This is a genomic window from Polyangium fumosum, from assembly GCF_005144585.1.
Classification (GTDB): Bacteria; Myxococcota_A; Polyangia; order Polyangiales; family Polyangiaceae; genus Polyangium; species Polyangium fumosum.
The window spans coordinates 200,515-226,996 of record NZ_SSMQ01000007.1 but is presented as its reverse complement, the minus strand read 5'-3'; the positions used below and the strand labels follow the sequence as shown (position 1 = coordinate 226,996).

Here is a 26,482-nt window from a genome sequence, read left to right as displayed (position 1 = left end):
AAACCGCAATGCTTCGAACCCAAACCCCCTGGCAAGGGCGACCGAACAGGCGTAGAGGGGAGATCCGCCCTGCGACAAGGGGAGCGCGAGGGCGTGGACAGGAACCGACCATGACGACGACCGCGCCCAGCGACATTCGCAACGTTGCTCTGATCGGACACAAAGGAGCCGGCAAGACGTCGCTCGCCGAGGCCATGCTCTTCGTGGCGAAGGCGACGCCCAAGCTCGGCAAAGTGGACGACAAGTCGAGCGTTCTCGACGACTCGGCCGAGGAGAAAGACCACGCCGCCTCGCTCGAAGCGAGCGTCGCCTACCTGCATTGGAACGGCAAGAAGGTGAACGTCGTGGACACGCCCGGCGAGGGGAGCTTCCTCGCCGAGACGCGCCTCGCGCTCGGCGCGGTGGACGCCGCGGTCCTCGTCGTGAGCGGCAAGGACGGCGTGCAGCCGATCACCGAGCGCGTCTTCGGCTGGGCGCGCGCGCAAGGCCTGCCGATCCTCGTGGTCGTCACGAAGGTCGACGCGGAGAACGCGCAGCCCGACGACGTCGTCGCCGAGATCAAGGCGCGCCTCAAGGCGCCGCTCGCCGTGATGGAGCACCACGTCGGCGAGGGCCTCGACTACCAGGGCATCATCACGCTGCGCACGAAGAAGGCGTGGATCGGCAAGCCTGAGGCGCCGAACGTGATCGCGGCGGGCGCGGTGCCCGCCGACCTCGCGAGCGTGCTCGAGACGGGCCGCGGGAGGCTCGTCGACGACGTCGCCGGGACGAACGACGAGCTCACCGAGAAGTACCTGACCGAAGGTGATCTCACGCAGGAGGAGCTCGATCAGGGCCTGCGCGACGCCGTGCGCGAGGGCAAGATCGTCCCCGTGTACTTCGCCTCGGGCACGCGCCCGAGCGGCGTCGCGGCGCTGCTCGACGGCATCGTGGAGCTCGTCCCGCCGCCCACGTCGCATCCGACGTGGAAGGGTACGGTCCCCGGCGGCAAGGTAGGTTCGACGCCGGCTGCGGCCGAGCGGCCGAGCTCGATCGACGCGCCGACAGCGGTGTTCGTCTTCAAGACCTCGATCGATCCACACGCGGGGCGCACGTCGTTCGCGCGTGTCCTCTCGGGCACGCTCAAGGCCGACAGCTCGCTGCTCAACGCGTCGACGGGCAACGCCGAGCGTGTCGGCAAGCTCTTCAACATCGTCGGCAAAGACGCGAAGGCCGTCGACGAGGTGAAGGCCGGCGACATCGTCGCGCTCGCGAAGCTCAAGTCCACGCTGAGCGGCCAGACGCTCTCCGACGAGAAGCACGCGTTCCAGTTCACGGCGCCGGAGCTGCCGCCGGCCTTGTTCTCGCGCGGCGTGAAGTTCGAGGGCAAAGGCGCCGAGGACAAGGTGAGCTCGGCGCTCTACAAGCTCACCGAGGAGGATCCGGGCCTCACGGTGTCGATCGAGGAGACGACGCGCGAGCTCGTGGTGTCGGGCCTCGGCTCGTTGCACCTCGAGATCACGGTCGAGCGCATCCGTCGCCGCGTGGGCATCGACTGCCGCCTCGGCGCGCCGCACATCGCCTACAAAGAGACGATCACGAAGCGCGTCGCGGGCGTCGAGGGCAAACACAAGAAGCAGACGGGCGGCCACGGCCAGTTTGGCGTGTGTTACATCGACATGGAGCCCATGCCGCGCGGCGAGGGTTTCGTCTTCGAGGACGCGGTCGTCGGCGGCGCGATCCCGCGCCAGTTCATCCCCTCGGTCGAGAAGGGCATCGTGAAGTCGATGGCGAAGGGCTTCCTCGCCGGCTTCCCGCTCGTCGACCTGAAGGTGCGTCTCTACGACGGCAAGTACCACGACGTCGACTCGTCCGACGCGGCCTTCCAGATGGCCGGCAGCAAGGCCTTCAAGGCCGCCGCGGCGCAGGCCGGCGCGGTGCTGCTCGAGCCGGTCGTGAAGATGCAGGTCGTCGCGCCGAGCGTGGCGACGGGGGACGTGATCGGCGACATCAACAGCCGTCGCGGCCGCATCCTCGGCACGGACACGGTCGAGGATCAGACGATCGTGAACGCGTACGTCCCGCTCTCCGAGGTGCTCGAGTACGAGTCGAAGCTAAAGAGCATGACGCAGGGCAAGGGCACGTTCTCGATGAGCGTCGACCACCTCGCGATCTGCCCGCCGATGGTCCAGGACAAGGTCATCAAGGACAGCGGCTTCAAGGTCACGGAAGAGGAAGACTGATCTCGAAGCGCCGTCGTTTCCGATCGGTCAGGCTCCGCATCGCCGCCGCAGGCTACGTCCTGCGGCGCATGGGGCCGCCTCTCCTCTACGCCGCCCTGTACCTCATCGTCGCGACGCTCGTCCTGCGCTGGGATCTCCGGCGCGGCGGCGAGCCTCTGCCCGACTTCTCCGAGACGGTCTGGTCGCTCTGGACGCTGCTCGTCTTCGAGCCGACCGAGCCTTTTCCTCACACGCCCGTCGCGCGCGCCGTCTTCTGGTTGACCCCGCTCGCGGGCCTCTTCCTGCTCGCGCAGGGCGTCTTCAAGATCGGCGCGTCGCTCCTCGACCTCGCGACACGCCGGGAGGTGTGGACCTCGATCATGACCGACATGATGAGCGGGCACGTCGTGGTGTGCGGCGTCGGGCACGTGGGCTACCGCGTGATCGAGGAGCTCTGCATCCTCGGCGAGGACGTCGTGGCGATCGAGCAAAACGACACGAAGGGCTTCATCGAGCAGGTGCGCGAGAAGGGCGTGCCCGTGCACATCGGTGATGCGCGTCGTGACGAGCTGCTGGAGAAGGTCGGCGCCAAGCGCGCGAAGGCCGTCGTGTGCGCGACGAGCGACGACCTCGCGAACCTGGAGATCGCGCTCGATGCAAAGCGCATGAATCCGAGCGTGCGCGTGGTGATGCGCATGTTCGATCAGAGGCTCGCGGGGAAGGTCGGCGGCGCGCTCGGGCTCGATCAGTCGTTCTCGACGAGCGCGCTCTCCGCGCCGCTCATCGCCATCCAGGCGACGTACGAGGGGGTGCACGCCGCCTACCGGATCGACGATGTCGTGCGCGTGACGGCCGAAGTCACGGTCGGCGCGTCGCTGGCCGAGGCGACGGTGATGGACCTCGAAGACCGCTTGCCGTGCCGCATCGTGAGCCGCCGGAAGAAGCCCGACGAAAGCTTCACCCCCGTACGACCGCGTGACGTGGTCCGCGGCGGCGAGACGCTCGTCGTCGACACGGCCGCCGTGGATCTGCCGGCCGTTCGTTTTCAGCTCGGCTGAGGGAGGCGCTCAGCGCGCTCGCTCGGCCGTCGCGCGTGCGCCTTCGCTCGATCGTTCGGGCGTGAACAATATCCGAAGCGCCATCGCCGCGATCGCGCCGCCGACGATCGGACCGAGCACGAACACCCAGAGCTGATCGAGCGCGACGCCGCCCGCGCAGAGCGCCACGCCGAGCGCGCGCGCCGGATGCGCCGGCAGCCCCGTGACGGGCATGCCCACGAGGTGCACGAGCGTGATGCCGATGCCGCCCGCCGCGGCCGAGAGCGCATGCTGCGTGGCCGGGCGCGCGCGCTCTGCCCCACCGAGCAGGACGAACGCGAGGATCGCCGAGAGGCCGATCTCCGCAGCGAGCGCGGCGTTCGCGCCGTAGAACCCGGGCGAGTGCCGCCCGAACCCGCCGGAGAGCGCGTCGAACACGCCCGGCGCCCCGCCCGGCCTGCCCCGCGCGATCGTCACGGCGAGCCCAACGCCCGCGGTCGCGCCCGCGCTCTGCGCTGCGACGTAGGGCAACACGTCACGCGGCCGCATCCGCCCGGCGAGCGCGGCGGCCACGGTGACGGCCGGGTTCAGGTGCGCCCCGCTCACCGGCCCGAGCGCGAGCGCGGCGGCGGCGAACGCGAGCCCGAACGCGAGCGCGATCCCGATCGTCCCGAGCGCCGCCCCGCCCACGGCCGCCGCCCCGCACCCCGCGAAGACCACGATGAACGTCCCTACGCCCTCGGCCCAAGCTCGCCGCATGCCCGCGCCTCCTTTGTCCCCCAAGCGTACCCCAGGGCCGGCCAGGCGTTTCAGGCGCGCCGCGATTTCAGGCGTCCGTCCGGCCTCCGCTCCACCACGACTGGGCGAGCGAAGCATCCTCGACGGTGTCGATCTCCATGTACCCGCCGAACGTGTCCACGCGGTGCATCGCCTCGCCCCGCTCCAGCATGTGCTGCAAGAGGTCGATCAGGTACGCCTTCTCGAACGTGCGTCCCTCGCGGAATACGCCCTCCGGATGCGCGGCCTTCGCCTCGTCGTAGGCGTGCACGAACCGCCGCGCGCCGCCGGCCGAGAGCTTCATCACGCCGATGAACTCGCCCGCCGCCTGCTCGGACACGATCCGCCGGGACAGCTCCACGACACGCCGGTCGTCCGCGCGCATCTTTTCCGCGTCGGTCTCCGGGTGCTGCGAGCGGCCGTGGTAGCGCCTGCGCCAGTCCGTGTCGCAGGCGAGCGTGATGTCCCAGGGTGCGCGCACGAGGTCGGCGACGATCTCGGGGCGGTAGACGATGTCCGCGTACGTGGACACGAAGCCCTCGGCGAGGTGCTCGCGGGCGCAGAGCAGCGAGGCGAGGATGTTGTTGTGCTCCCAGCGCGTGTTCTCGACGTAGGTCAGGTCGGGGTACCGCGCCTTGATGACCTCGGCCTTGTAGCCGCAGATGAAGATGATGTCCTTGCGGGAGAAGCCGCCGGCGGCGAGCGCCTCGAGGATGCCGTCGAGCATCGGGCGTCCGAGGACGGGGACCAGGGTCTTCGGGATCTCTTCGGTCAGGTGGCGGAGCCGGCTGCCGCGGCCTGCGCCGATGATGATGGCCTTCACGGAGCGGCTCGTTAGCACGCCTTCGCGCCGGCGTCCTTTGGTGCACAAAAGGCCGCGAGCGGCCCCGGAGAACCGGAGGCCGCTCGCGCGATGGGTGAATGCGTGGCTGATCAGACGTCGTTCGCGCAAGCGCTGACCGCGGGGCCGCACTTCGCCGGATCGTTCATGCAGGCGAGGCAGTCGGCGCTCGGGGCACCGCCGGTGCAGAGGCTGTCCTTGCAGAGCGCCTCGCAGATGTTGCCGGACTCGCAGGTGCAGCTATACGCCGCGGTGTAGAGCTCGTCCGCGGCCTTGCCGTCGGGCGTGTCGCAGAAGGTGAGCTCGGGATCCGAGGCCGCCTCGCCACAGGATTCGGTGCAGGCCGAGCCGCCGGAGCCGCCGGCGCCGCCCTGGCCGCCCTGGCCGCCGTTGCCGCCCTGGCCACCGCCGCCGCCGACGCCCGGACCCGAGCCGCCGTCACCACCGGAGCCGCCGCTGCCGGTGTTGTCGACGACGACACATCCCGCCAACGCCATACAAGCCACTGCACCGAGCATCGCAAAGAATCGCATGTTCATTCGAGTTCCTCCCAGGTAAGCACCCGAGTTCGACAAGGACGTGCCGAGGCTAGCAGAGCTCTCCGCTCGGGCCAACGGGGGGCAAGAGCCCCACGACGGAGCGAAGCATCGGAAGCAAGCGAGCCACAAGCGAGCCAACACGCGCGAACGGGCTCGGGTTCCCGTTCGCCGCTTGGCCAAAAAACTTGGACGACGACGTCCACGGTTCATTCAAGGCTCAAAACGTGGATCGCGGCGGGCCGGACCGAGGTGGTTTCCGGCCTTCCCACCACCTCGCTGTCCATGGACCGACGGAACGATGACTCTCCCGTGACGGTGGGCGCGTCCCCTGGCGCTTACCTAGGAGCGATGGCAATCGCGCTGTTCTTCGTCGGGCACTGGACGCTGTCCATATTCTGCCAGACGTTTTCCCTTCACCGCGATGCCTCGCACCGCATGTTCACATCCATTCGCGATGATATGGGGGACGAGGAAGCGTTATCACGACCTCGTTTTGCCCGTCATTCACGACGCGCTCGTCAATGGATGCGGCCACCGGTATGGATACCGGAACTTCGATAGCAAGGACGACGCGCGCAATACGCTGCCGATCGACGTCCTGACGATGGCCGAGCTCTCCCAGAACAACCACGGCCGCTTCGGTCAGGCCCCGAATTTCGCGGTGTGCGCCTGGGAGCTCGATGTTTTACCGGTCATCGATACAGCTTTGTGAACGACGGCCGCAGGTTCTCCGGCGAGAGCGCGTCCTTGCGCCGGTGGAACTCGGGCAGCGCCGCCTGGTAGGCCTCGTCGAGGCGGAAGACCGAGCTCTGGAACTCCGGTGCGAAGATCGGCGCTGTCGCCGCCCCGAGCTCGAGGACGTCCTGGTATTGCCCGCGCTCTTTGAGGATCTGCGCCGAGAGCCCGTACATGAGCAGGCCGCCGGGGATCGCGCCGAGCGCCGTCGTCCCCACGGCCGGATAACAAAGGCGCACCGTCCGTACCCCGAATCGATCTTGGATCTCCTGCATCGTCTGCCGCTGGAGCTTCTTCGCGCCGGCGAGCGGGCCCATCGCGTAGACCGGATCGTCGGGCTCGAAATCGTAATCGCAGAACGAAACGACGCTCTCGCCGCGCGCGAGCAGGCCCGCCGCCGCGAGCGGCTCGGCCCAGAGGAGCGACGACGTGCCCATGAACCGGTTCGTCCGCTCGATGTCCGTGTCCGTCGCGACCTCGACCTCCACGAGCCCGACACGACGGATGTTCTCCGGTCGGCCGAAATCCGGGACCTGCAGGATCGGATCGAACGCGACGTCGATGTCCTTCACGTTCGTCGGGCCATGCTCGGCGTACCGCTTCGTCGCGCCCGCCGCGATGCCGTTGACGAGGTGAACCGCGCGGTACTGACCCTTCAGCGCCGAAACGACCTCCTCCACCGTCTCGGGCTTCGTCGCGTCCGCGTTCCAGACGCGCGCCGTGAGCCCCTCGGCCGTCGCCGCCTCGACGAGCGCCGTGACGTGGTGGCCGCCGATCTGCATCTTCTCGCTGTCGTAGTGGACGCCGAAGACGGCCGCGCGCTCGCCGAAGAGGAGCTGCACCGCGAGGGCCCGCGTGATGCCGTTCGAGCCGCCGAGGATGACGACGGCCGTGTCCTTGGCGATGCGCGCGCCGCGCGGCCTGAGCAGGGTCCGCTGCGCGGCGAGCAGCTCCCGCGCGACACGAGGGCCGTCCTGGGCCAGCGCTTGGACGATGGCGCGGCGATCGGTGCCGCCGAGCGGGAGCTTGCGGAAGACCTCGAGGTTCATGTCCGTAGCCTCTTACCATGGTAAAGAGCGCCGTGGTGAAGACGGTCCTTTTGACGGGCGGCACCGGGTTCATCGGTCGGCGTCTCACGGAGACGCTTCTCCAGCGCGGCGATCGCGTGACAGTGCTCACGCGGGATCCCGACCGAGCGCGAGGCAAGCTGCCTCGAGGCGCGACGGCCGTCGCGTGGGATCCCGAGCACGAAGGGCCGTGGCTCGAAGAGGTCGGGCGCGCGTCCGCGATCGTGCACCTCGCGGGCGAGCCCGTCGCGCAGCGATGGACCGACGAGGCCCGCCGCGCAATCGTCGCGAGCCGCGTGGACTCGACGCGCCTTGTCGTCGAAGGCATCCGTCGCGCCGAGAAGAAGCCCGAGGTGTTCGTGTGCGCGTCGGCCGTCGGCTACTACGGGCCGAGGCCGCCGAACGAGGCGCTCGACGAGACGGGCAGCCGCGGCGAAGGGTTTCTCGCAGACGTGGTCGAGCGATGGGAGGCCGAGGCGGCGAAGGCCGAGGCGCTCGGCGTGCGCACGGTGATGCTGCGGATCGGGGTCGTGCTCGGCGAGGGCGGCGGCGCGCTGGAGAAGATGCTCCTGCCGTTCAAGATGTTCGCAGGCGGGCCGATCGCGCCGGGCTCGCAGGTGATCGCGTGGGTGCACGCGGAGGACGTCGTGGGCCTCGCGCTCCTCGCGCTGAACGACGCGCGCGCGCGAGGTCCCATCAACGTGGTCTCGCCCGAGCCCGCGACGAGCAAGGAGCTCGCGACGGCGATCGGACGCGTGATGCACAGGCCCTCGTGGTTCACGACGCCCGAGCTCGCGGTGAAGGTCGCGCTCGGGAGCGAGGCCGTCATGATTTTGACGACGGGGCAACGTGTGGTGCCGGCGCGCGCCAAGGAGCTTGGCTACGTGTTCCAGTACCCGGCGCTCGTCCCGGCGCTCGCGTCGATCCTGACGCCGTAGCGCGGCCTCACGAAGCGCCTCGCGCTTCGCCGGGGAGATTGACCGTCCGCCGATCCTTCTCCCCGGCGAAGCGCCTCAAAAGACGCCGGCCACCGGGAGTCACCGAGAAGTCGACCTTGTCGAGCAGCAACTTCCCGGGGGCCGGGACGGCCTGGTGAGACGCTCCCCCCGAAGCGCGCCGTCCATGAGTCCATGCATAGGCCATCTTCGTCTTCGGATCGCTCGGGACGAGTTGGAATCCCGTGTCCGGTCCGGACCTGATGTCCCCGTACGAGACGTACGCGGAGACTGAAATCCGATGGCTGGACAAGCCAATGACCAGGGGGCTATCCGCCGATGCCGCGGCTCCGGAGGACCTCGCGGACGGCCGATTGGGCCGCGCTCGAGAGGCCAGGAAGGGCGGACTTCGCGACGTCGACGAACTTCATGCCGCGCGCTCTCTTGAGGGCCTCGAGCGCAGCCTGACGCTCCTCGCGGCCGTCGTGCTCGATCACGCCGAGGAGCATCTCGGCCGCCTCCAGCGTGTCGATGCGCGCGAGCGCCTTCACCGCGGAGGCGCGCACCACGGCGCTCTGCGACTCGCGATAGATGCGGGCGAGCGGATCGAACGCGTGCGGGAAGCGCAGCTCTTCGAGCGCCTTGGCGCCCTCCTGGACGACGCCGCCTTCGGCGTCGACGAGCGCCTCGCGCAGCGTGATGAACGTACGCTTGTAAAGGAACCGCGAGAGCGCGCGGACGACCGCGATCCGCACCTCGCGCTCGGGCCTGCGGAAGAGGACCTCGAGCGGCGAGAGGATCGTGTAGAGCTCGACCAGCGCGAGCTGCTCGGCGAGCGTGGCGTAGAGCTGGCTCTGCGCGGTTCGTCCGGGGGAGGCCTCCTCCTCGGCCTCGATCGCGAGCGCCGTGAGACGCGCGAGCATGGCGCGCCTTCGCGTCACCTCCGACCACGCAGACGGGTCGAGCACGACGTCGCCCGAGGCCTGGCTCGCGCTGCCGCGTTGTTCCCACTCGACGAGATCGACGTGCCAGACCTCGGGGAAGCCGACCTCGTGGCGGAGGTGCGCCGGCAAGGGCTGGCTCTCGATCCGGAGGTCCTGCGCTTCGACGTAGCGCTTGCGCGCGTTCGTGTAGTGCTTGCGCCGCGCCTCTTCGAGGTCGAGCGCCGCGAGCTTCTCGTAGACGGCGCCGACCTTGCCGTACTGCCCCGCCTCGCCGAGCGCGATCACCGCCGCGAGCAGCGCGTTCTCCGCGATCGACGGCGGCGCGCCGCGCGCCTTCGACGCCTCGGCGACCTCTTGCCAGAGGCGCGCCTGCGCCAGCGTCCCGAAGTTCGCCACGGCCGGGAGCCCCTCCTTCCGCGCGTAGGCGCTCATCTCGCGCGCGAGCGTGGCCGCGGCCGAGACCTCCTTCTGCTTCTCCGCCGCGGAGAGCGCCTCCTCGTACGATTGGAGCGCGTAATAACGCAGGTGATCCTCGCGCAGGATGCGGATCACGTTCACGTACCCCTCGAGCACGTGCTCGAACTCGCCGCTCTCCCGGCCGATCGCGATGAGCACCTGGTAGCAGTCGAACGCGCGCTCGCGCTGGCCGATCGTCTCGTACCGATCCGCCGCCTCTTCGAGCAGGTGCACCGCCGCCACCACGGCCTCGCGCGCGGCCGCAGGCTCGCCCGTGCGCGTCGACGTCCGCGCGAGGTTGAAGCGCGCGAGCCCCGCCGCGTAAAAGTCCCCGCCCGACGCGCCGAGGACCTGCGACAGGCGCGACCAGAGCGCGCGCGCCCGGTACAGATCACCGCCGCGCTCCCGCGCGATCGCCGCCTGCGCCACGAGGCCCGCCGACTCGTACTCGTCCGCGGCCTTCGCGTAGAGCGCCTGCTTGCGCGACGCGTCCTCAGCCCGATCGGCCCATGCGAGGTAGGTGCGCGCGCGATCGATCATCGGCACGCGCCCGCTCGTCACGAGGTCCCGCTGCCCCCTCTCGCTGCCCGTGTACCAGTCGAGCGTGAGCGCGCCGCGCGGATCGCCGATCGCCACGAGCACCTCGCGCAGATCGCGGACCGCGGCGGCGTACTCCTCCTCGCGCGCGATGGTCTGTCCGAGCGCCGAGACGAGCGCGGTCCGCGCCCGCGCGAGGTCGCCCCGCGCGCTCGCCATCCGCGCCTCTTCGCGCAGATCGGATACCGGCCGGCCGCTCACGCTTCCGCCCCTTTCGCCGCGCCCTTGCCCGCCTCTTCCCCGGAGGACGCCGTCGTCTGATCGAGGATCGACCGCGCCGCGTTGGCGCGCGCCGAGCCGCTCGACAAGGTCGCGTGGTCGACGACCCAGTGCGCGTCGAGCAGGTCGAGGTAGTCGAGGTCGAGCTTGCCGCCCGAGGGCAGGATGAACACGGCCGCGATGTGCGCCGAGCGCCGCACCGCCTGCACCATCTCGCGCGGGATGTAGAGCGCCGCGTGCGTGAAGAGGTGCACGACGGGCGAGCGTGGATCGCGGTGCCGGTGGAGATCGAGCTCCGTCGAGAGCTCGGCGAATACGCGCGCCGGGTTTCGACCGCGCTCGCCCTTGAACGAGAGCACGTGCGCCGTCGGCAGCTTGTCCCCGTGCGCCCGGTGGATCTCGTAGAGCCGCGCGTCGAAGAAGCGGAACGCCACGTCCTCGCCTTCGAGCAAGAGCTTCTTCGCGGTGGCGATCGCCATCCCGCGCGCGAACGTCTGCCGGTCGCCGCGCATCGACGCCGACGCGTCGACGAGCAGGTAATGCACCCGCTTCTGCTCGTCGCGGCTCTGCTCGCGCGCGTAGTAGAGCACCTCGTTGTCGAGCAGCCTCCGCGCGAGTTCGAGGTCGTCCCAGGCGAGCTCCGTGAGCACGAGCCCGTCGATCGAGCCGCGCGTCCCGATCCCCGAGTAGCCGTGCGCCGCCGTCGTCCCCGCCGCGGGCCGTGTCTTCGTCTCCAGCACGCTCGGCAGGATCTCCAGCGAGAAGTTCACGATGTCGTTCGCCTCCGGCGACTCGAGCGCCGCGAGCAGATCGACCTGCGTCAGCGCGCCGCCCGCGCCCTCCGCGCCGAGCATGCCGAAGAGCCGGAGCGTGTCGAGGTCGAGCGCGTCCGTCATCGTCAGGACGAAGAGCCGCGAGACCTCCAGCGCCGAGAGCGCCGACGCCTCGAAGCCACGTCGCGCCGTGGAGAAGAGCTGCGGGAGCTGCGTGTCGATCCGCTCGAAGAGCGACGCGTCCATCGGCACCGCCGCGCGATACGCCGGCGGCACGTTCACGCGCGACGCGACCGCCCCGAGCAGCCGCGAGAGCAGCACGATGACGAGGTCGTCGCTCATCTTGAGTTCCGGCGCGCGCCGCGCCGCCTCGCTCTGCCCGAGCTCTTCGAGCACGCGCCGGTAGCCGTCGAGCAGCCGCTGGAGATCCGGCATCCCGCGTGCGATCGACGCGGGCTCGCAGCGCGGGCCGATCTCCACGTGATCCCGCGACGTCGCGAAGAGCAGACCCACGTCGTGCACGAGCGCGAACGGCAAGACGACGCCGAGCCGCCCGAGCCCCTCGTGCCACTTCACCGCCCGCAGCGCGAGCACGGTGCTCCCAGGGCGCACCTGGGACAAGGCGAGGGAGCCGAGCGGCCCCGTCACCGACGTATCGCCGAGGAGATGGTCGGGGACCGGCACGGCCAGACAACCTAGCAGGGAGCCGGCGCTAGAGAATATCCTCTCCGCGCTTGAGCCTCCTCGATGGGATCTTGGCGGCCGACGAGGCCGTCCTCCGCGCCGCCCGCGGCTCGCCCGCCTGGGCCACGCCCCTCTTCGTCGTCATCACCTTCATCGGCGGCGGCTGGGGCATGCTCGCCCTCGTCCCCTTCCTCGCGCGCGAGGCGACCCGCGCCACGACCGCGCGCCTCGTCGCCGCGCTCGTCGCCACGAGCGCCCTCGTCTCCACCGTGAAGGCCCTCGTCGGCCGCGTGCGCCCTTGCGACGCGCTCGCCGCCTGCGAGCCCGTCTTCATCGCCTCGCCCGGCGGACACTCCTTCCCGAGCGGACACGCCGCAGGCTCGTTCGCGTTCGCCGCGTTCGTCGCCTCCGTGCGCCCGGCGTTCGCGGTCCCCGTGTTCGTCTTCGCCGCGCTCGTCGCCTGGTCGCGTTGCTTCCTCGCCGTGCACTACCCGAGCGACATCCTCGTGGGCGCGCTCCTCGGCACGTCGATCGGCCTCGTCGCTGCGCGGCTCCGCGGGCGCTTGGACCTCAAAGGTTCATCACGCAGCGGAACCCGATCACCGGCGTCGTCGCGTCCGGCACCTGGTGGAACCGGAACGCCGGATTGAGCCACTGCTGCACGCCGCCGTTGAAGCCGCCGCCGCGGATCGCCTTCCGGTCCCCTGCGGGCGCCCCCTTCGGGTTGATCTGCTCTTCGTCGGCCTTGTAGGTCTCGTACCAGTCCGCGGTCCACTCCCACACGTTGCCCACGAAGTCGTCCGCGCCGAAGCGCGTCTTGCCCTGCGGGAAGCTGCCGACGGGCGCCGTGCCCGGGTAGCCGTCGTCGATATCGTAGAGCGTGCCCGTGAGCTTGAGGCCTTGCGCCTTCTCCCACGCCGCCCACTCCTTGCCGCCCGCGTTCATGTGCCCGGCCGCGGCCTCGTCCGCGCCCCAAGGGAACTTGCGGCCGTCGGAGCCGCGCGCCGCGTACTCCCACTCCGCCTCCGTCGGCAGGCGCTTTTTGCGGAACTTGCAGTACCCGTCGGCCTGGTACCAGCTCACGCAGTTGGCCGGATGGTTCTCGCGGCCCGCCTTGCCGAACGTGCAGAACTCCGAGTACGACTCGCGCTTTTTCTCGTGCTCCTCGTCCGTGCTCCCGGCCGTCTTCGGCCAGTTCGGCGCGACCTCCGGGCGCTTGCATTCGCCCTGATCCGAGCACTCCTTGTACTCGGCCGCCGTCACCTCGTGCAGGTCGACGCAGAACGTGTCGAGGATGACCTTGTGCGCCGGTTGCCACAGCTTGAACGACGCTTCGTCCGAGCCCATGAAGAACTTGCCGCCCGGCACGAGCACCATCCCCGCCGGGCACTCCGTCGGCCGCGCCGCCGCGATCGCGGCTGACGAATTCGCGCTCGGCGCCGCGCTCGCCACCGGCGCCGACGAGGCCGCGGTCGGCGTTCCACCCGAGGGCTTCGTGAACATCTTGTACGCGGCGAAGCTGCCGCCGAGCAGCGCGATCGCAGCGATCGCCGCGAACGCCATGAGCCCCTTGCCCTGATCCGCGGCAGGCGTGTTGCCCGTCGGCATCGGCGCGGCCGGCGGCGTCGCCAACGATCCCGGCGGGTCCTGCGTCGTACGTTGCTGCGTGCCCTGCGCCCCTGTCGGCGAGGGTGATCCCATCACCGCGGTGCCGCTGCTCGGGCGCGGGAGCGTCTCCTGCAGCGCGCCCGGCATGCTCGCGCGTGACGCCGATCGTCCGCCGGGCGACGATGTGATCGACGACGACACGCCGCTCGTCGTGCCCGGGTTCCACGCGATGTCCGGGAACACGGCCTCGTGCAGCGCGGCCCAGAAGCGGCCCATCGACGGGTACCTGTCCGTCGGCGCGACCGCGAGCGCCTTCTCGAACACGGCCTCGACCTCGGGCGAGACCTGCACGCCGAACGCGCGCGGCGTCGGCCTGCGCATCGGATCACGGCTCGCGACGGCGAACTGGATGAAGTCCTCGCCTTCGAACGCCGGGATCCCGCCGCGCAGCACCTCGACCATGATGAGCGCCATCGCGAACACGTCGGTCCACGGGCCCGTCGCGCCGTACGATCGGCTGAACTGCTCGGGCGCCCCATAGTTCGGCGTGAACGCGGTGATCTCCTTGCCCGTCTGCGCGAGCTCTGCCGTCGCCGCCGCGTGATCGGCCATCACCTTCGCGATGCCGAAGTCGAGGATCTTCGTGAACGGCGAGGCCCCGCGCGGATCCCCGATGACGAAGATGTTCGCGGGCTTGATGTCGCGGTGCGCGATGTTCTTCGCGTGCGCGATTTCGAGCGCCACGGCGACGGGCTCGAGCAACGCGAGCGCCTCGTGGATCTCGCGTGGCTTCGCGCCGCTCACGCGCTCCACGAAGAGCACGTGATCGAGCGTCTTTCCTTCGAGCCACTCGAGCACCATGTACGGGATCCACATCCCGTCCGCGGTCGTGAACTTGCCGATGTCGCGCGCCTGCACGATCGCCGCCGATCGGCTCGACAGGCTCGCGAGCAGCCGGCCTTCCTGGATGAACCCGTCGAGCAGCTCGTCGCGTTTGTTCTCGGGCGCTTGCGCGAGGATGCGGAAGCATTTGATCGCGACCGGCTGCTGCCAGATGAGGTGCTCGGCGCGGTAGACGACGCTGAAGCCACCCTCGCCGATGAGCGCGTCGATCCGGTATTTCTCGGCGAGGATCGTCCCCGTGATGCCGAGCGGGTCCTGTTGCGAGCTCGTCGTCATGGGAAAACGCGGAGGTGTCGGCTCATGTTCGTTCGGGGGCGACTATACCGCGCTCGCCCGCCGCGTGCGTGCCGGGATCGTGATTTCCTTGCTCGACCGCGCCGAGGACCACCCCGCGCTCCCCGAGGTCCGCGAGCACCTCCGCCGTGCCTCGCAACACCGCCTCGCCAAGCGGCTCCCCGAGCGCCGCGCATGCCGCCGTCACCGCCTCCCCGAGCTGCGCGCCTTCGAGGAGCCGCGTGAGGATCGCGGCTGCGAGCGTCGAGAGCACGAGGCACCGGACCTCGTGCGCCCCGTCCCGGTACAGGAGCAGGGCGGTGGGCTCTTCTTGCGGCTCGCCCGACGTATCCTCTGGCAAGCGGTGTACGGCCCACGTGTACCGAACGACCCGGGCCGCGCCGCCAAACGAGACCGCCCGATCGAGCGCGAGCGGCAGGCCACTCGGCGCACCGGCCGAGGCCGCCGCTGCGACCTCGAACCGCGCGACCTCATGACGCGAAAGATCCGGAATCCAGGGCGGAACGGCCGGATCCGCGGCCCATTGCGCGGAAGCCCAGCCGACGAGCTCGGCCGCAGCGTCACGCAGGTACGGCGAGCGCGGCAGCGCCTCGTCGAGCCAAAGGTCCACCGTCGCCTCGAACCGCGCCCCGAGTGCTGCCGCCGTGCGCGGCATCTGCGCCCGCACGGCCCCCACGATGCCGCGGCGCACGAGCGATCTGTACACGCCGAGGCGCGTCTCCGCCGGCGGCCCTTGTACGACCGCTGCGAACGTCGCCGCGACCTCGGCGATCGCGGCCCGCCCCTCCTCTTCTTCAGCCACGCGCCTGCGCCTCCCGCGCCGCGAGCCCTGCCTGGTAGGCCGCTTCGACCCGTGACAGCTCCCGCAGCAGCTCATCGAGCGGCGGGATCGCATGATCCCGCTCCAGCACCACGGGCACGGGCCCTGTCCGCTCGATCGTCCACGTAAGCAGCGACAGCACCTCGCCGAGCACGTCGGCGCCGTGGGTATCGATCACGAGGTCCGTCCCGGCGCGCTTTTCGTGCCCCGCCACGTGGATCGCCGCGACCCGATCGAGCGGGATCTCCGCGAGGAACACGAGCGGATCCGTGCCGTCGTTGATCGCGTTTACGTACACGTTGTTCACGTCGAGCAGAAGTTTTGACCCCGAACGATCGAGCACCTCCGCGACGAACGCCGCCTCCGCGAGCTCCGGCGCGCCGGGCACGACGTACCGCGTGATGTTCTCGACCACCATCGGCAACCCGAGCCGATCCTCGGCTTCGCGCGCCCGCGCGGCCACGTACGCCGCCGCCCCCCGCGTCTGCGGCAGCGGCAAGAGCTCGTGCGCCATGCGCCCCCCGAACCCCGAAAAACACAGGTGATCCGAGTGAAACGGCACGCCGAACCGCCGCGTGAAGGCAGCGAGCTCGCGCATGTAGTCGTCATCGAAGGGATCGAGCCCGCCGAGGGACATCGAGAGCCCGTGCGAGAGCAGCGGAAATCGCGCCGCGATCCGCTCGAGCGCCGCCGGGACGAACCCGCCCCGGCGCATGTAGTTTTCCGGCGCGACCTCGAAAAACCGCGCGGGCCCGAGCGACGCGTCCGCCTCGACCCGCGCGAGCACGTCGTCGAGGAAATCGAACCGGAGCCCGAGCCCGACCCCCGTGATCGTCGACCCGCGAGCCACCCGTTAGCCGCAGGATCCTTCGCCGCAGGCCGCCTCCGCGCCCTTCTTGGGCGCCGCGGCCTTCTTCGGAGCGGCCTTCGGCGCCGCCTTCGCCGTCGTCGCCGGAGCCGGCGCGGCCGCGGGCGCGGGCGTCGCTGCGGGAGCCGCCGCCGCCGGGGCCGGAGCCGCCGCCGCTGCCGGGGCTTCCGCGGGCGCGGCGGCCGCGTTCGTCGTGCCTGCCGCCTCCGCCCCTGCCGTCGACTCGTCCTTCTTCTCCGTCGCGGTCTGTGCGGGGGCCTCGGCCTGCGGCTCCTCGGCGGCTTTCACGGGCTCCTGCGTCCCGGCACAACCTGCGATCATCGCGCTCGCGCCGAGCGCCGCGAGGGTCTCGTAAATGCTCTTCGCGTTCATCGTCTGCTCCTCGATCCTTGGTGATCCAACTACGGCCTTCACCCCCGCGCGGATCCGCCGCCCAGCATCCGCGCCCTCCCCGAGGCCTTCGTCGTCGCTCCTCTACTCTCTGCCCGAAGCGCCTCGGGCGGCAACAACAAAGGCTTGACAGCCAGCGGCGCCCCGACTTCGCCGCGCGATGCTGCGCCTCGCGCGCCTGCTGTCCGCCCTCGCGGCACGGCGCGAGTCCGGGCCGCCCGTCTGGACGTGCAGGGTCCGACCTGCACAGCCTCCATGGCCCGCAGCATGCACTTGGACACACGCAAGGCGAGACTCGTTCTCGGCAAAAACCTCGAGCATTCGCTGAGGAGGAAGCAATGACCACCGGACGAATCGTGGCGGCCCTCGTGGCTTTTGCCGCCTTGGGAGCGCCGACCTTGGCCCACGCGCAGGACACCCGGCGAGGCCTGCCGCCGGCCGATCAGCCCGCCATTCGCCAGATCCCGAGGCCGACCGCGTTCTCCGTGGAAGGCGGCGCGGGCATCGTCGGGTTTCTGGGCGGCGTCGGCAGCCTCGGCCCCGGCTGGAACGTGCGCGTCACCGGCATGATCAACGATCGCTGGGCGGTCGAAGGCAACTACCTCGGAAGCGCCAACACCCGCGCCGACACCCGCACCCAGCTCGTGATGACGTCGGTCGACGCCGGCTTCCGTTACAACCTCGCCGACGCCAACCGCCTCCCGCTCCAGCCCTTCATCGTCGGCGGCGTTGGCTACGCCGGCTTCGCAGGCAGATACGGTGACGGCTTCACGCTCGTCATCCCCGTCGGCGTGGGCGCGGATCGCATGCTGACCGAGAGCATCAAGGTCGGCGCGCGTTTCAACTACCGCCCGGCCTTCTTCGACAACCTGGGCTCGAGCCTCACGCCGGCCGGCGACGAGCCCGGCGCCGACACCTGGACGCTGCTCGCGCAGATCGGCGGCGGCTTCTGATCAAGAGGAGGGGCGGACCCGCGTGGGTCCGCCTCCTTTCGGTCGGGACGTACGGCTCAGCGACCCGCAGCGATCCGACGCGCGAGCGCGCGCACGGTCAGCGGCGCGGATCCTTCCACCTTGTTGTTCACGAGCACCATGAGGCTTCGGCCCTCGCGGGCGCAGCGCGCCGCGACCTCCACGACGTCGGCGCGGGACGCCTCGTCCGTCGCCACGATCTTGTCGAAGGGTGCGCACATGCGTCGCCGCTCCTCGTACCTCTCGCCGGGGCGTATGGACAACCGGCACACGACGAGCGGCGCCGTCAGGATTTTCGGCACCGCGAGTTGCCGGCCGATCGTGGGCATTCGTTCCCACAGGCCGAGCACGTGCGTCACCCCGTGCCGCGCGAGCGTGTCGAGGTACGCCCTCGAAAGCAGCTCCGGGTTTCGCAGCTCCACGGCGTAGCGAAACGATCGCGGCACCGCTTCGAAGAAGCGATCGAGCCGCTCGGCGAGCTCGCCGGCCTCCATCCGCTCCTCGGCGCGGATCGGCGAGAGCACGAGCAAGAGCACGCCCACGTTCCGGGAAAAACTCTTCTCGATCGGAACGAGGACACGCTCCGCGAACACGCGCGGATCGAGGAACCAGGGGGAGCGCTCTCCCGTGTGGGGATCTCGCCGCGCCACGATTCCGCTCCACACCTTCATCGCGCAGCCGTACCCGTCGGGCAGATCGTCGCGGTACCGCGCGAGCTCCTCGGCGCGCAGCGGCGCGTAGTAACTCCGATCGATCCCTACGGTGCGGAACAGCGGATTTCGCGCGTAGAGCCGGAGCCCGTGCGTCGTGATTTCCCGCTCGGGGATATCCTTTGGGTAGAAAATTCCTCTCCAGCCTGGGAACGTCCATGTCGACGTCCCCAGCCGAACGGTGGGAGCGAGCTTCTCGGCGATCGCGCGGTCTGCTTCGATCTCGGGGAGCTCGGGCTCGGGCTTGCCCGAGAACAACACGAGCTGCTTCATGGGAAACACCTTCGGCCGGGCGAGCCAAGACGAACCTAGCATGCGAAGCTCGTTTCGTCTCGCCGCGGACAAACCTTCGGGTTTGGCGCCGGCTTTCGGGTGAACTGCGCTACAAGAGGTTTCTGTTTCTGCGGCTCTTCGCCGTCCGCCGTGGGCTTCGTGCTTTGCGCGTGGCCGTGTGGTGGACCGTGATAGGGGTGGCATGGTAGCTGCTACCCGCGCGTGCGCGAACGGCCGCTTGCGAAGCATGTTGAGACACGTCGCGAGCCACCACGGTTGGACAGACGGCACTCGACGTCGACGTCGGGACCGGCTAGCCTTTCTAGGCCGACGGTCGGCCGCCTTCGAGGTCCCGATGTCGATTGTCAAGACCATCACACCGGCTCCACCCATGGAAGCCGAGTTCGCCTCGAGCCGATACAGGATGATCATGGCGGCTCGCTTTACAGTGGGCGGCTTTGCTCGGGAGTGGGGTCACTGTCATCTGCTCGCGAACTACCTCGCCCGTTATGTGAGCGCGAACGAGGGGGACCCCGAGCGGCATGCGACGCTGCTTTCGACGTTCATCAACGAGCTTCTCGAGGTCATCTATCGCAACCACGCGGCAGACGGGCAGATCGAGCTCATCTTCCGCAAGCGGGGCCGACACGTGATCCTGCAGATCACGCTTCCGGTCACCGAGCAGAATCGAGTATTCTATCGTATGGCCGTGCAGATCGTGAACCAGCCCGATCTCAAGAGCTGGTATCGCGCCAGGCTGGAGGATCCGGCGGACGGCGAGGATACGATGCTTGGTTTGCTCGAGCTCGCCGCTGTGTACACCTGTACGCTCACGATATCCGAGCCGCCGGGCCAGGACCGGTTGAGCCTCTTCCTTGAGCTGCCAGAGGTCGACGATATGGGGGAGGTATGAGCAACTCCGTCGCTCCCGCGTCTTCGGGTACGCCGTCCTCCGGCGTACCTCCCTCGTGTATGCCCGTGGCCCTCAACATGAGGCTCACGGGGAACGAGGAGCAGGAGGTGACCCTCACGGGTACATTGCGCCCGTTCGTCGCCGATGAGATGGCCTCGGTTCGCGCTTCCCTCGAGCAGGCGGCTCGGAGCGCGCGAGGCACGTTGTGCGTGAACTTGAAGCGGCTCAAGTACATGAACAACGTCGCGTTCCTCGAGCTGAACCGCTTCGTGCGTTGGGTGGCGCATGCGCGCCCGGACCTTCGTATCAAGTTCGTCCTCTCGAGCGTCATTCCCTGGGCCATACGCAAGTTCCAGGTCATTGCCGAGCTCTATCCGGCGGTCACGATCGAGGTCTATGACAAGGCCCTCTATCCGACCCAGCAGGTGCTCGAGGACGACGAGTTCATTACCGTCCTCCGGATGCAAGAGAAGCTCATCTGGAATCACGAGCAGGAACTCCTGACGCAACACGGCTTGCGCCCGGGGCTGCGGGTGGCCGACATCTGTTGCGGGCTCGGCTGCTTCGACATCTTCATCCAGCGTGACTTCCGGCCCGAGTACCTCGTCGGCGTCGATCATTCGAGGCCCCTCCTGCGGTATGCGCGGCAGGTGGTATCGGATTACGGGCTGGAGAACATCGAGTATCAATACGGCGACGCGGCGGCGCTCCTCCTCGCCGACAACTCGTTCGACTTCGTGGCCTGCCGGCTATCGCTTCAGATCTTCCATCAGCCGGAGAAGATCCTCCACGAGCTCGTGCGGATATGCCGCCCCGGCGGGCGTATCTACATCACGAACGAGATGCTCTCCTGCGTGGTTGGCTATCCCAACGAGGAGGTCATTCAGCAGGGGTACAAGAGCTTCCTCCAGGCGAGCCGTCATGGCGGCGTGGACCTCGACATGGGACCGAAGGGGCGGTTCCTCCTTCAGGGCGCGGGGCTCGAAGACATCAAGATCAGCCAGATCAATATCAGCAACACGAACTCCGACCCGAACGATCTCGCGCGGGTCGTCGAGCTCTGGATCCGCGTCGCCTGGCAGTTTGGCGCGGCGGCCGGCGCGGATCCCTCCCTTCACGCGGATGTTGAAAAGGGTTTGCGGGCCCACATGGAAACGATCCTCAGCGATCGTGGATATGCGGTATGGCCCATCATCGCTGCGTCGGGGCGCAAGCCGTTCCGGACCAGTTGATCGCGACGCAGAGCCACTGGAGTCAAGGAATCGTCGATCGTCGGACGCGAACGTTGGCCGGGGAAAGAGCGCATGTTTCGTGTGGATCCCAGGACGCAGACCGTTTAACGTGGCACCTCTGCCGGGGGCCCCGAGGGCGTTGCCAGGAGATGGGTAGACGTGTCGTCAGACGCTCGTGAGAGTCTCAGAGGAGCGAAGGCCAACGGCCTGCTCGCGAGATTCAAGAAATTCAACACCAAGTTTCTTCTGGTCACGGGCGTCAGCGTTCTGCTCGGCGCGATCCTCAACATGCTCGTGGCCCGTCAGGGCATCCACAAACTGAGCCTGGAGGCGACCCGCGAGATCGAGGCGGGCCTCAATATCGCCTACCGCGAGTCGCTGACGAACCATCTCGTCGACACGAGCCAGCACGTCAACTCGAGCTTTCAGCAAGCCATCGCCGACCTCGAGGTCGTCTCCGACATAGCGCAGACCATCGTCGACAAGGACGGCGACATGAGCGGCATCCACGCCACCCTGTCGTCGATGCCGTATTTCAAGGATCGGTTCACGTTCACGCCGCCGACGCAGCGCAAGGACAAGGACGGCAAGGAGCAGCCCGCGGGGGATTGGCTGCAGAACGACGCGACGGAGCCTTCGGTCATCACGGCCTGGGGCTACATGCAGAAAGACGGCGTGATCCTGCCCGACGCGCAGGCGGCCATCGACAAGTCCGCGTACCTGGACCTCATCCTACCGTCGTTCACGCGGCACGGGGCGCCGAAGCTCCAGATCTACATGGTGGGGCCGCCCGCGTATCCGTTCGTGCGCCTTTCGCCGTACGTGGACCTCGCCAAGGTCTTCGACGAGCTCTATCCGGGTCATAACAAGACGAACTTCTACGAGTTCTTCTATGCCGGCCTCATCCCGAGCTGGGAGACGTGGATCAAGGAGCCCGGCGGCGTTCAGGCGCGCAAGACCCACGCGACGATCTTCCCGCCGTACATGGATGCCGGCGGCGGCGGCCTGATCATGACGATCTTCCACCCGGTGTGGTCGAAGGAGCGGACGGGCATCGAGGGGGCAGCCGCCGTTGATCTGACGCTGGAGACGCTCATCACGTACATCAAGGACGTCAAGCTCGCAGAGACGGGCTTTGCGTTCCTCGCGCAGGCGAACGGCAACGTCGTCGCGGTCAATGACACGGGCGTGAAGAAGCTCGGCCTGACGACGAAGGCGGACAAGCAGGGCCTCGAGCTCCTGCATCGGTTCTTGAAGGACAGCACCGAGCCTGAGGTCGCGGCGATCGCGCTCCCGACCGACGTGGCGGTTCACTACCGCGAGGATGTGCAGATCGGCGGACAGCCGCACATCATGGTGCTGAAGCAGTTGACGACGTTCCAGACCCTGGCGGACGGCAAGATCGCGCCGGAGAACTGGACGCTCGGCTTCGTGGTGCCGAAGAAAGAGATCTATGCGTCTTTGTACAAGGCGCAGGATGCGATCGAGGCGAGCCGGACGAGCATCGTGGCGAGCCAGGCGTTCGTCTCCTTCGGCTCGATCCTCGTCCTCATGGCGGGCGTCTTCCTCGTCTCGCGGAAGATGACCGGCACGCTCGTGGCTCTCTCGGAGGGCGCGACGCGCATGCGCCAGGGCGACTACGCGGTGCGCGTGCACGTGACGAGCGAGGACGAGATCGGGCAGCTCACGGCGGCCTTCAACGAGATGGCCGCCGAGATCCAGGCCCATACGAACAACCTCGAGGCGCTCGTCAAGGCACGGACCGGTGAGCTCGAGGACGCGAACAAGGAGATCATGAGCCTCAACGCCCAGCTCGCGCAGGAGAACCTGCGGCTCGGCGCGGAGCTCAACGTGGCGCGACAGCTCCAGCTCATGGTGCTCCCGCCCGCGCAGGAGCTGCAGGAGATCAAGGACCTCGACATCGCGGGGTACATGGCGCCTGCGGACGAGGTCGGTGGTGATTATTACGACGTGCTCCGCGGCAACGGCGTCATCAAGATCGGCATCGGCGACGTGACGGGGCACGGCCTCGAGAGCGGCGTGCTCATGCTGATGGTGCAGACGGCGGTTCGCACGCTGCTCGCCAGCAACGAGACCGATCCGACGCGGTTCCTCGGCATCGTCAACAAGGTCATCTACCAGAACATCCAGCGCATCAGCTCGGACAAAAACCTCACGCTGTCGCTGATGGACTACAGTGACGGCAAGCTCCGGCTCACGGGGCAGCACGAAGAGGTCATCGTCGTACGGGCCTCGGGCGAGCTCGAGCGTGTGGACACGACCGGGCTCGGGCTCCCGGTGGGCATGGACGAGGACATCACCGATTTCCTCTCCAACACCGAGATCGATCTGGAGTCGGAGGACGTCGTCGTTCTCTTCACGGACGGGGTGACGGAGGCGGAGCGCACGGACACGGCGCAGTACGGCGTCGAGCGGCTATGCGATATCGTCTCTCAGAACCACAAAAAGACGTCGCAGGAGATCAAGGACGCGATCATCGAAGACCTGATGAACCACATCGGAACCAACAAGGTCTACGATGACATCACCGTGTTGGTCATCAAGAGGCTATGACGCGTAGGAGACCGGCAACACTATGAGTGAGATCATTGGCGTCTATTCGCTGGACGATTCGTTCAGCGAGCACATGTCGTTGACCCTGTACCCGGATTCGTTCGCGGTGCGGTGGAGCCTCTGCAACCTCACGGCGAACTTCATGGCGGAGTACTTCGCCGAGCTCTTTCCGGATGCGGACAACGACGGGAAGCTCATCAGCCGGGCGGAGGTCAGCGGCGCGGTGAGCTATGTGTTGAACGAGCTCGTGGAAAACGCCGTCAAGTTCAACCGCAGCGGTGACATCAACGTCACGGTTGGGATTGGCAAGGAAGATCTGGTGTGCCTGGTGAGCAACCACATCGCCAACGGTGAAGTCCCTCCGCTGCGGGAGAAGCTGCTCGAGCTCTCGCGTGAGGATCCGGGCGAGCTTCTGCGTCGCCAGGCCGAGGCCAACGCCGAGGACGTCGAGGCGACGGGCTCCGGCCTCGGGTATCTCATCATCATGAGCGATTATGGCGTGAGCCTGGGGTGGAAGCTCGATCCGGTCTCAGCGCAGAACACTTGCATTAGGACGATGGCGCGGCTGCCCATCTTGAAGGAAAGGGCGAGAATGGAAATCAAAGGTGGAAACTATCGAGTCTGGTACGACCCCGCGGAGGTCACGGTCTACTTCGAGGGTATCTTGCGCCTCGGCGGGCCGCAGGAATACCAGCCGATCGAGGATCTGCTCGAGAAGGTCCTCCTGGGCAACGCGAAGTCGATCACGATCGACATGCGCACGCTGAACTTCCTGAACAGCTCGGGCATCAACGTGCTCTACAAGTTCGCCATCGCCATGCGGAAGAAAGGGGACGTGCAGCTCGTCGTCCGGGGCTCGAAGGCCATTCCGTGGCAGGGCAAATCGCTCCCGAACCTCAAGAAGTTCAACCAGAACTTCGAGATGATCTTCTGTGACTGATAGGAGAGGGGAACGTAGGGCGTCCGCGTCAGAGGATTTCTTCGAACGATGACCGCATCGAAGGACAGCTCGTCGGATCCGGTGGCCGAAGCTCGGTCGGAGCAGACGGATCTCGAAGCCGTCAAGGCGCTCCTATCGGACGACGCTGCTTGCAAGGCTTTGCTCGCACGCGAGGGGGGGGCTCTCGAGCTCCTTGCCCGGTGTCGAGGCTTGGTCGAGCAATGCGAGCGCCTCCGAGCCGACATCGACGAGATGTCCGTGGTGCACGAGCTCACGCTCGAGCACGCGACGCGCATCGAGAACGAGCTCGAGCTTCAGCACCGAACCCTGAGCGAGGACCTCGAAGTTGCCCGAGGGATCCAGCAGGCGCTTTTGCCAGACGCGTCCGCGCTTTCCGCGGAGCTGGAAATCGCCATCTACCACAAGCAGCTCGCGGAGGTTGGAGGAGATTACTACGATTTTTCCCAGCTACCCGGGGAACGCTTCGCGGTCAGCGTGTTCGACATCTCGGGGCACGGGGTGTCGTCGGCGCTCATCATGTCCTTCTTGAAGGCGCAGATCGAGAATGCGACGCGGCGTTCCGACAGCCCGAGCGCGATCGTGGATTGGGTCAACCGTGCGTCGTATGCCTTCCTCCGTGGAGTGAGGCGGTATGCCACGGTGAACTTCGTTGTGTTCAGCGATCGGTTCATCCGGTACGTTTCCGGAGGCGGATATGGGCTTCTGGTCCGGCACGGGATGCAGCGAACGTTCAACAGGGTGGGCAATTACATCGGTTTGAGGACCAAACCATTCCGTGAGTTCGAGCTGCCGTTCGAGCAGGGAGACGTCCTGGCGCTGTACACGGATGGTATGGTCGAGGCTTTAGATGCAGAGGGAAAGGGTTATACCGTGCAACGTCTCAACGACATCATCGCGCGGCATAGCGAAGAACCCGTCCAGGATATCCTGAAGAGATGTGTGGACGACTATACGTCCTTCAGGGCCGAGGACATCGACGACATCACGCTCCTCATCATGCGAAGGTGCGCTAAATGAGCGCCGGGGGCAACCGGACGCAGACGGCCGTCGGAGCGTCGATTTCCATCGCGCCGCTCGATCACGTGGCCGGAGACGTGGCAGGCCTGCTCGGGAACTTTCTCTTCGACCTTTTGGGGATGTTTTACCCGCGGCAGATCTGCTCGAAGGCGAACGTGGTCGTCATCGAGCTGGTCACCAACGTGATGGAGCACTGCTCGATCCGGGACGGCGCATTGCGCGTCGACCTGAAGATCGACGGCGACGAGCTCATGATCACCGTGGCGAATCCCGCCACGGAAGACGAGTTCAAAGCCGTCCGCGATCGCTTCACCATCATCGCCAACGCCGAGGACCCGCGCAAGCTCCTCGCTGACACGGTCTATCGCCGGCGTATCGACAAGGCGAAGGGAGGCCTCGGCCTCATGCGGCTCACCGCGGAGAGCAAGTTCAAGCTCACGGCTGAGTACGAGCAGGGGTTCCTCGTTGTCAAAGCGCTATTCCCGATGAGAGGTTTCGCATGAAGGTCCTCACCTATGGTGAAATCATGGACGGCGGACTGAGCGTGTTCCACTCGGTCGCGAAGCTCGATGATCATCACCTGATCCTGACGTTCGAGGGCGTCATCCGGGTGGACAACCCCTACCGCTACCTCCACACGTACCTCGAGGAGCTCGCGAAGGTCCTCCCCCGGCAGTCCGTCACCGAGACGACGATGGACTTCGTCAAGATGCGCTTCTGCAACTCGAACGGGTTCTACGTCATCATGGATATCGTCGACGCGGTTTACAACCTCGTCCCCGGCCGCGTCACCGTGCGCCGTATCGCTGACGACGATTGGCAATGCGAGACCCTTCCCATCCTGCTCAACCTGAGCGAGGAGCACATTGCCGCGAGGACGAACTTCGAGGACGTCAAAGCGCCCTGACCGTCCGGACGCTCGGGCGCTGAGCGTTTCGTCCCTCCCCAGCATCCGTTTTTGCTCAAACGGGTTTCCTTTCCATCCATTCCACAGCCGGTCTCTCCTCGCAGGGCGCCGCGGTTCGACCAGAATCGCGCTGTCGCGAGATCCGTAGCCATTTCGTTCCGATCGCCGGAATATCGTGGAGCCACGAAGTACGGTATTGAACCGCACGGAGGTGCCTTCGACCGTCACGGCGTGGA

24 protein-coding genes are annotated in these 26,482 nt (G+C 67.8%); 13 read left to right on the top strand and 11 right to left on the bottom strand.

Going from position 1 to position 26,482, the window contains the following annotated elements; all coding sequences use genetic code 11:
• Nucleotides 1–110: 110 nt before the first annotated feature.
• Nucleotides 111–2,222 carry an elongation factor G gene (gene fusA / locus E8A74_RS09560; protein ID WP_136928642.1) on the top strand — a complete coding sequence of 704 codons (2,112 nt, stop codon included), beginning with the start codon at nucleotides 111–113 and terminating at the stop codon, nucleotides 2,220–2,222.
• A 68-nt stretch (nucleotides 2,223–2,290) separates the two neighbouring features.
• Nucleotides 2,291–3,259: a potassium channel family protein gene (locus E8A74_RS09555; protein WP_136928641.1), complete on the top strand. Its 969-nt coding sequence runs from the start codon at nucleotides 2,291–2,293 to the stop codon at nucleotides 3,257–3,259.
• A 9-nt stretch (nucleotides 3,260–3,268) separates the two neighbouring features.
• Here the strand turns inward: E8A74_RS09555 and E8A74_RS09550 are convergent, their stop codons facing one another.
• From E8A74_RS09550 to E8A74_RS53825, 3 genes are all read right to left on the bottom strand, one after another.
• Complete coding sequence (locus tag E8A74_RS09550) at nucleotides 3,269–3,997, bottom strand: aquaporin (protein WP_170228997.1); 729 nt, start codon at nucleotides 3,995–3,997, stop codon at nucleotides 3,269–3,271.
• Nucleotides 3,998–4,064: 67 nt separating this feature from the next.
• Nucleotides 4,065–4,838 carry a phosphocholine cytidylyltransferase family protein gene (locus E8A74_RS09545; RefSeq protein WP_136928639.1) on the bottom strand — a complete coding sequence of 258 codons (774 nt, stop codon included), beginning with the start codon at nucleotides 4,836–4,838 and terminating at the stop codon, nucleotides 4,065–4,067.
• Nucleotides 4,839–4,948: 110 nt separating this feature from the next.
• Complete coding sequence (locus tag E8A74_RS53825; RefSeq protein WP_211365321.1) at nucleotides 4,949–5,395, bottom strand: hypothetical protein; 447 nt, start codon at nucleotides 5,393–5,395, stop codon at nucleotides 4,949–4,951.
• 454 nt (nucleotides 5,396–5,849) lie between these two features.
• On the opposite strand from E8A74_RS53825, the gene E8A74_RS09535 reads away from it, so the two are divergent.
• Nucleotides 5,850–6,107 carry a hypothetical protein gene (locus E8A74_RS09535; protein ID WP_211365320.1) on the top strand — a complete coding sequence of 86 codons (258 nt, stop codon included), beginning with the start codon at nucleotides 5,850–5,852 and terminating at the stop codon, nucleotides 6,105–6,107.
• Here E8A74_RS09535 and E8A74_RS09530 read toward each other — a convergent pair.
• On the bottom strand, nucleotides 6,088–7,179 hold the full coding sequence (locus E8A74_RS09530) for a hypothetical protein (RefSeq protein WP_136928638.1): 1,092 nt from the start codon (nucleotides 7,177–7,179) through the stop codon (nucleotides 6,088–6,090). The two genes, E8A74_RS09535 and E8A74_RS09530, sit on opposite strands and share 20 nt — an antisense overlap.
• 17 nt (nucleotides 7,180–7,196) lie before the next feature.
• On the opposite strand from E8A74_RS09530, the gene E8A74_RS09525 reads away from it, so the two are divergent.
• Complete coding sequence (locus E8A74_RS09525) at nucleotides 7,197–8,135, top strand: TIGR01777 family oxidoreductase (RefSeq protein WP_136928637.1); 939 nt, start codon at nucleotides 7,197–7,199, stop codon at nucleotides 8,133–8,135.
• 326 nt (nucleotides 8,136–8,461) lie between these two features.
• Here the strand turns inward: E8A74_RS09525 and E8A74_RS09520 are convergent, their stop codons facing one another.
• A complete protein-coding gene (locus E8A74_RS09520) occupies nucleotides 8,462–10,330 on the bottom strand; it encodes a HEAT repeat domain-containing protein (protein WP_232379465.1) in 1,869 nt (622 codons plus the stop codon).
• A complete protein-coding gene (locus E8A74_RS09515; RefSeq protein ID WP_232379464.1) occupies nucleotides 10,327–11,805 on the bottom strand; it encodes a hypothetical protein in 1,479 nt (492 codons plus the stop codon). Before E8A74_RS09515 ends, E8A74_RS09520 begins: the two co-directional genes overlap by 4 nt.
• Nucleotides 11,806–11,855: 50 nt before the next feature.
• Between E8A74_RS09515 and E8A74_RS09510 the strand changes: the two genes are divergently transcribed.
• Nucleotides 11,856–12,455 carry a phosphatase PAP2 family protein gene (locus tag E8A74_RS09510; protein WP_136928636.1) on the top strand — a complete coding sequence of 200 codons (600 nt, stop codon included), beginning with the start codon at nucleotides 11,856–11,858 and terminating at the stop codon, nucleotides 12,453–12,455.
• Here E8A74_RS09510 and E8A74_RS09505 read toward each other — a convergent pair.
• The 4 genes from E8A74_RS09505 to E8A74_RS09490 are packed head-to-tail and all read right to left on the bottom strand — an operon-like array spanning nucleotide 12,376 to nucleotide 16,670.
• On the bottom strand, nucleotides 12,376–14,592 hold the full coding sequence (locus tag E8A74_RS09505; protein ID WP_136928635.1) for a bifunctional serine/threonine-protein kinase/formylglycine-generating enzyme family protein: 2,217 nt from the start codon (nucleotides 14,590–14,592) through the stop codon (nucleotides 12,376–12,378). The two genes, E8A74_RS09510 and E8A74_RS09505, sit on opposite strands and share 80 nt — an antisense overlap.
• Before the next feature lie 22 nt (nucleotides 14,593–14,614).
• Entirely contained in the window at nucleotides 14,615–15,412 is a 798-nt protein-coding gene (locus E8A74_RS09500; RefSeq protein ID WP_170228996.1) for an HvfC/BufC N-terminal domain-containing protein, read from the bottom strand.
• Nucleotides 15,405–16,280, bottom strand: a complete 876-nt coding sequence (locus E8A74_RS09495; RefSeq protein ID WP_136928633.1) for an MbnB/TglH/ChrH family RiPP precursor modification enzyme — start codon at nucleotides 16,278–16,280, stop codon at nucleotides 15,405–15,407. The genes E8A74_RS09500 and E8A74_RS09495 overlap by 8 nt, the downstream gene beginning before the upstream one ends.
• Before the next feature lie 3 nt (nucleotides 16,281–16,283).
• On the bottom strand, nucleotides 16,284–16,670 hold the full coding sequence (locus E8A74_RS09490; protein WP_136928632.1) for a hypothetical protein: 387 nt from the start codon (nucleotides 16,668–16,670) through the stop codon (nucleotides 16,284–16,286).
• A 356-nt stretch (nucleotides 16,671–17,026) separates the two neighbouring features.
• Here E8A74_RS09490 and E8A74_RS09485 point away from each other — a divergent pair, with 356 nt between their 5' ends.
• Nucleotides 17,027–17,641 (top strand): outer membrane beta-barrel protein, encoded by a 615-nt coding sequence (locus E8A74_RS09485; protein WP_136928631.1) that lies wholly within the window; start codon nucleotides 17,027–17,029, stop codon nucleotides 17,639–17,641.
• Nucleotides 17,642–17,697: 56 nt separating this feature from the next.
• Here the strand turns inward: E8A74_RS09485 and E8A74_RS09480 are convergent, their stop codons facing one another.
• Nucleotides 17,698–18,642, bottom strand: coding sequence for a DUF72 domain-containing protein (locus E8A74_RS09480; RefSeq protein WP_170228995.1), 945 nt, complete (start codon nucleotides 18,640–18,642; stop codon nucleotides 17,698–17,700).
• Nucleotides 18,643–18,997: 355 nt separating this feature from the next.
• On the opposite strand from E8A74_RS09480, the gene E8A74_RS09475 reads away from it, so the two are divergent.
• From E8A74_RS09475 to E8A74_RS09445, 7 genes are all read left to right on the top strand, one after another.
• Entirely contained in the window at nucleotides 18,998–19,555 is a 558-nt protein-coding gene (locus tag E8A74_RS09475) for a hypothetical protein (protein ID WP_232379463.1), read from the top strand.
• Between the two features lie 59 nt (nucleotides 19,556–19,614).
• Nucleotides 19,615–20,787 (top strand): class I SAM-dependent methyltransferase, encoded by a 1,173-nt coding sequence (locus tag E8A74_RS09470; RefSeq protein WP_420814215.1) that lies wholly within the window; start codon nucleotides 19,615–19,617, stop codon nucleotides 20,785–20,787.
• Nucleotides 20,788–20,946: 159 nt separating this feature from the next.
• Nucleotides 20,947–23,361, top strand: coding sequence for a SpoIIE family protein phosphatase (locus E8A74_RS09465; protein ID WP_232379461.1), 2,415 nt, complete (start codon nucleotides 20,947–20,949; stop codon nucleotides 23,359–23,361).
• Nucleotides 23,362–23,383: 22 nt separating this feature from the next.
• Nucleotides 23,384–24,301, top strand: a complete 918-nt coding sequence (locus tag E8A74_RS09460) for a slr1658 superfamily regulator (protein ID WP_136928627.1) — start codon at nucleotides 23,384–23,386, stop codon at nucleotides 24,299–24,301.
• Between the two features lie 252 nt (nucleotides 24,302–24,553).
• Nucleotides 24,554–25,339 carry a PP2C family protein-serine/threonine phosphatase gene (locus E8A74_RS09455; protein WP_232379460.1) on the top strand — a complete coding sequence of 262 codons (786 nt, stop codon included), beginning with the start codon at nucleotides 24,554–24,556 and terminating at the stop codon, nucleotides 25,337–25,339.
• The gene (locus tag E8A74_RS09450) at nucleotides 25,336–25,842 is read left to right on the top strand and encodes an ATP-binding protein (protein ID WP_136928625.1); all 507 of its coding nucleotides are present in this window, start codon (nucleotides 25,336–25,338) and stop codon (nucleotides 25,840–25,842) included. Before E8A74_RS09455 ends, E8A74_RS09450 begins: the two co-directional genes overlap by 4 nt.
• Nucleotides 25,839–26,246: a hypothetical protein gene (locus E8A74_RS09445; RefSeq protein ID WP_136928624.1), complete on the top strand. Its 408-nt coding sequence runs from the start codon at nucleotides 25,839–25,841 to the stop codon at nucleotides 26,244–26,246. Before E8A74_RS09450 ends, E8A74_RS09445 begins: the two co-directional genes overlap by 4 nt.
• Nucleotides 26,247–26,482 lie beyond the last annotated feature (236 nt).